This is a genomic window from Pantoea sp. CTOTU49201, from assembly GCF_032054795.1.
Classification (GTDB): Bacteria; Pseudomonadota; Gammaproteobacteria; order Enterobacterales; family Enterobacteriaceae; genus Pantoea; species Pantoea symbiotica.
Map to the genome: position 1 here is coordinate 1 of NZ_DAMBSA010000353.1, position 5024 is coordinate 5024.

Below are 5024 nucleotides of genomic sequence, written 5' to 3' on the forward strand. Positions count from 1 at the left end.
TTGCGTTACCGCGCGCGCGTATTCCGGCTGAACTGATGGCGGAGTTTGAGCGCGACATCCCGGAAAAACTCGAGGTGCGCGACGACGTGGTGATCATCCGTCATTTGTGGCTGGAACGCCGCATGGAGCCGCTTAATCTGTGGCTGGCTCAGGCCTCGCCGGAACAGCGCCAGCATGCGATTGGCGAATACGGTGATGCGATTCGTCAGCTGGCGGCGGCGAACATTTTCCCCGGCGACATGCTGTACAAAAACTTTGGCATGACGCGTCACGGCCGCGTGGTGTTTTACGATTACGACGAAATCCGCCCGATGACCGAGCTGGTGTTCCGCGATGTACCACAGGCGCGTTATGAGGAGGATGAGCTGCAGGCCGAGCCGTGGTACAGCGTCGGGCCGGATGATGTGTTTCCGGAAACTTTCCGCTATGCGCTTTGCAGCGAACCATCGACCGGCAAACTGCTGCAGGCGCTGCATCCGCAGCTGTTTGATCCCAACTGGTGGCGCGCGCTGCAAACGCGCATCCGTGAAGGGCATATTGAAGAGGTGATTGCGTGGCGCGCCAGCCAGCGTTTCAGCGCGCGCTATGCTTCGGTGGCCGCTTAGCGGCCAGAGTAGGTTTGTGTCACCTGCTTGGCGGCGCGGATCACCAGCGCGCCGAGCTCGGTGATGCGGTCGTCGGTCATGCGCGCAATCGGGCCGGAGATCGAGATGGCGGCGAAGGGTTCGCCATGTTCGTCATAAATCGGCGCCGCAACGCAACGCAAACCCAGCGCGTGCTCTTCATCATCGTGCGAAAAGCCCATCTTACGAATCAGCGCCAGATTCTCCTTCAGGCTATGTGGCGACATCAGCGTTTTCGGCGTGTAGTGATGCAATCCTTTTTGATGCAGCAGCGCGGTGACTTGCTCATCGCTGAGATGCGCCAGAAACGCTTTACCCGCGCCGGACGCATGCATCGGCAGCTTGCCGCCAATCGGCGCGGACATACGCATCAGTTGCGTACACTGCACCTGATCGATAATCACCGCCTGATAATCACTGAGATCCAGCACCGCCAGATTCACCGTCTCGCCGGCATCTTCCATCAGCTTGCGCAGCAGCGGATGCACAATCGCCAGCAGATTACGGCTTTGCAGGAAGCTGCTGCCCACCACAAAGGCGTGTGAACCAATGGTCCACAAACCTAAATCGCCCACCTGATGCACAAAACCTTGCTGCTGCATGGTGGAGAGCAGGCGATGAGTGGTGGAGTTGGGTAAACCGGCCTGTTGCGCCAGTTCGGTCAGCGCCACGCTGCCGTGGGATTCGGCAATCAGCTCCAGCAGGCGCAGGCCGCGCGTCAGAGATTGTACTTGCCCGCCGACAGGCGCGCTGGTGGGTGTCGTTGTAGCACGGGGTTTCTTGCCGCGTTTAACGGGCGCAGGGGTTGCCATAACGTCTCCAATTCGCATCAATGCTGGAAACCATTTTCGTTTTTAACTGCATTAATGCAAACGCTGACTTTCTGGTCAGACCTGTAATGGGTAAAAGCTGAAAATGTCTCATCTGAGCTGACTTTTGATCACCTGCAAGTTGTGCCAGTATGTCTGGCTGGCATATTAGCCAACGCAATGACGTGGACGGGGCGAGAGTGAGCAACAAAACAGAAATGCTGCAGCAGCAGCTGGCACAACGCATTATGATTCTGGACGGTGGCATGGGCACCATGATCCAGAGTTATAAACTGAGTGAGCAGGATTTCCGTGGCAGCCGCTTTGCCGACTGGCCATCTGATTTGAAGGGCAACAACGATCTGTTGGTGCTGACCAAACCGGACGTCATCCGCGAAATCCACGATGCCTATCTCGCCGCCGGCGCGGATATTCTGGAAACCAACACTTTCAACTCCACCACCATTGCGATGGCCGATTACGCGATGGAAGCGCTGTCGGCGGAGATCAACTTCGAAGCCGCTAAACTGGCGCGCGCCAGCGCCGATGAATGGACGGCGAAAACGCCGCATCGTCCGCGCTACGTGGCGGGCGTATTGGGCCCCACCAACCGCACCTGTTCGATCTCGCCGGACGTTAACGATCCCGCTTATCGAAACGTAACCTTCAATCAGCTGGTGGAAGCTTACCGTGAATCCACACATGCGCTGATTGCTGGTGGTTCCGACCTCATCATGATCGAAACGGTGTTCGATACCCTGAACGCCAAAGCGGCGATCTACGCGGTGCAGGCCGAGATGGAAGCGATGGGCGTCAAGCTGCCGCTGATGATCTCCGGCACCATCACCGATGCTTCCGGTCGCACGCTCTCCGGCCAAACCACTGAAGGCTTCTATAACTCGCTGCGTCACGCCGAACCGCTGTCTTTCGGCCTCAACTGTGCGCTGGGCCCGGATGAACTGCGCCAGTATGTGGCGGAGCTGTCGCGTATTGCTGAAGGCTACGTCACCGCGCACCCGAACGCCGGCTTGCCCAACGCCTTTGGTGAATACGATCTCGATGCGGCGATTATGGCCGAGCAAATTGGCGAATGGGCGCGCGCCGGTTTCCTCAATATTATCGGCGGCTGCTGCGGCACCACGCCAGAACACATCGCGGCGATGGCGGCAGCGGTAGACGGCGTTGCGCCGCGCCAGTTGCCAGAGATTCCGGTTGCCTGTCGCCTGGCCGGTCTTGAACCGCTGAATATTCAGGCTGATTCGCTGTTCGTCAACGTCGGCGAACGCACCAACGTTACCGGCTCGGCCAAGTTCAAACGCCTGATTAAAGAAGAGAAATACAACGAAGCGCTGGATGTGGCGCGCCAGCAGGTTGAGAGCGGTGCGCAAATCATCGATATCAACATGGATGAAGGGATGCTGGATGCGGAAGCAGCGATGGTGCGCTTCCTCAATCTGATCGCTGGCGAACCCGATATCGCACGCGTGCCGATCATGATCGACTCCTCGAAATGGGAAGTGATCGAGAAAGGCCTGCAGTGCATTCAGGGCAAAGGCATTGTGAACTCCATCTCGATGAAAGAGGGCGTTGAACCGTTCATCGAGCACGCGCGCAAAGTACGTCGTTATGGCGCCGCGATGGTGGTGATGGCGTTTGATGAAGTGGGCCAGGCGGATACGCGCGCACGCAAAATCGAGATCTGTCGTCGCGCCTACAAGATCCTGACCGAAGAGGTCGGTTTCCCGCCCGAAGACATCATTTTCGATCCGAATATTTTTGCCGTGGCGACCGGCATCGAAGAACACAATAACTACGCGATGGATTTCATTGGCGCTTGTGAAGACATCAAGCGCGAACTGCCGCATGCGATGATCTCCGGCGGCGTCTCCAACGTGTCGTTCTCGTTCCGTGGTAACGAACCGGTGCGCGAAGCGATTCACGCGGTGTTCCTCTATTACGCTATCCGCAACGGCATGGACATGGGCATCGTCAACGCTGGTCAGCTGGCGATTTACGACGATCTGCCTGCCGAACTGCGCGACGCGGTGGAAGACGTGGTGCTGAACCGCCGTGACGACGGCACCGAGCGCCTGCTGGAGCTGGCCGAGAAGTATCGCGGCAGCAAAAGCGATGGCGAGCAGGAGAAACAGCAGGCCGAATGGCGCAGCTGGGACGTGGTTAAGCGTCTGGAATATTCACTGGTCAAAGGCATCACCGAATTCATTGAGCTGGATACCGAAGAGGCGCGTCAGGGCTATGAACGTCCGATTCAGGTAATCGAAGGGCCGCTGATGTCCGGCATGAACGTGGTCGGCGATCTGTTCGGTGAGGGCAAAATGTTCCTGCCGCAGGTAGTGAAATCGGCGCGCGTGATGAAGCAAGCGGTGGCGTATCTCGAACCCTATATCGAGGCGAGTAAAGAAGCCGGACGCAGCAACGGCAAGATCGTACTGGCGACGGTAAAAGGCGACGTGCATGACATCGGCAAAAACATCGTCGGTGTGGTGCTGCAATGTAACAACTACGAAATTATCGACCTTGGCGTCATGGTGCCAAGCGACAAAATCCTCAAAACCGCGATCGCCGAGAACGCCGATATTATCGGGCTTTCCGGCCTGATCACGCCGTCGCTGGATGAAATGGTCAACGTAGCGAAAGAGATGGAGCGTCAGGGCTTCACCATTCCGCTGCTGATTGGCGGCGCGACCACCTCGAAAGCACATACCGCCGTGAAGATCGAACAGAACTACAGCGGCCCAACTGTCTACGTACAGAACGCCTCGCGCACCGTCGGCGTGGTGTCATCGCTGCTCTCCGAGACGCTGAAAGAGGATTTCGTAGCGCGCACGCGCAAAGAGTACGACACGGTGCGCATTCAGCATGCGCGTAAAAAGCCGCGCACCCCGCCGGTGAGCCTGCAAACTGCGCGCGATAATGATTACGCCATCGATTGGGAAAGCTACACGCCGCCGGTGGCGCATCGACTTGGCGTGAGCCCGGTCGAAGCCAGCATTGAAACGCTGCGCAATTACATCGACTGGACGCCGTTCTTTATGACCTGGTCGCTGGCCGGAAAATATCCGCGCATTCTGGAGGATGAAGTGGTGGGTGAAGAGGCTAAGCGCCTGTTTGCCGACGCCAACGCCATGCTCGATATGCTGAGTGAGACCGGCACGCTCAATCCACGCGGCGTAATGGGGATTTTCCCGGCTAACCGTGTCGGTGACGACATTGAAATCTACAGCAATGAGAACCGCAATCAGGTGCTGTGCGTCAGTCATCACTTGCGTCAGCAGACCGAAAAAACCGACTTCGCCAACTACTGTTTAGCCGATTTTGTGGCACCGAAATCCAGCGGTAAAGCCGATTATCTCGGCGCGTTTGCGGTTACCGCCGGGATAGAAGAGGATGCGCTGGCCGAGGCGTATGACAAGCAGCACGATGATTACAACAAAATCATGGTGAAAGCGGTGTCGGATCGTCTGGCCGAAGCCTTTGCCGAGTACCTGCACGAGCGCGTGCGTAAGGTGATTTGGGGCTTTGCCGCCCATGAAAATCTGAGCAACGAAGAGCTGATTCGCGAGAATTATCA

General features: G+C 57.5%; 3 protein-coding genes. 2 read left to right on the forward strand and 1 reads right to left on the reverse strand.

From position 1 onward, the window contains the following. The coding region (locus tag RTY00_RS19745) for an isocitrate dehydrogenase kinase/phosphatase-domain containing protein (RefSeq protein WP_312665683.1) at positions 1 to 605 on the forward strand (605 nt) is incomplete at its 5' end. Here RTY00_RS19745 and iclR read toward each other — a convergent pair. Further along, on the reverse strand, positions 602 to 1435 hold the full coding sequence (gene iclR / locus RTY00_RS19750; RefSeq protein ID WP_008109838.1) for a glyoxylate bypass operon transcriptional repressor IclR: 834 nt from the start codon (positions 1433 to 1435) through the stop codon (positions 602 to 604). The genes RTY00_RS19745 and iclR overlap by 4 nt on opposite strands. Positions 1436 to 1632: 197 nt before the next feature. Here iclR and metH point away from each other — a divergent pair. Beyond that, the coding region (metH, locus tag RTY00_RS19755; protein ID WP_312665685.1) for a methionine synthase at positions 1633 to 5024 on the forward strand (3392 nt) is incomplete at its 3' end.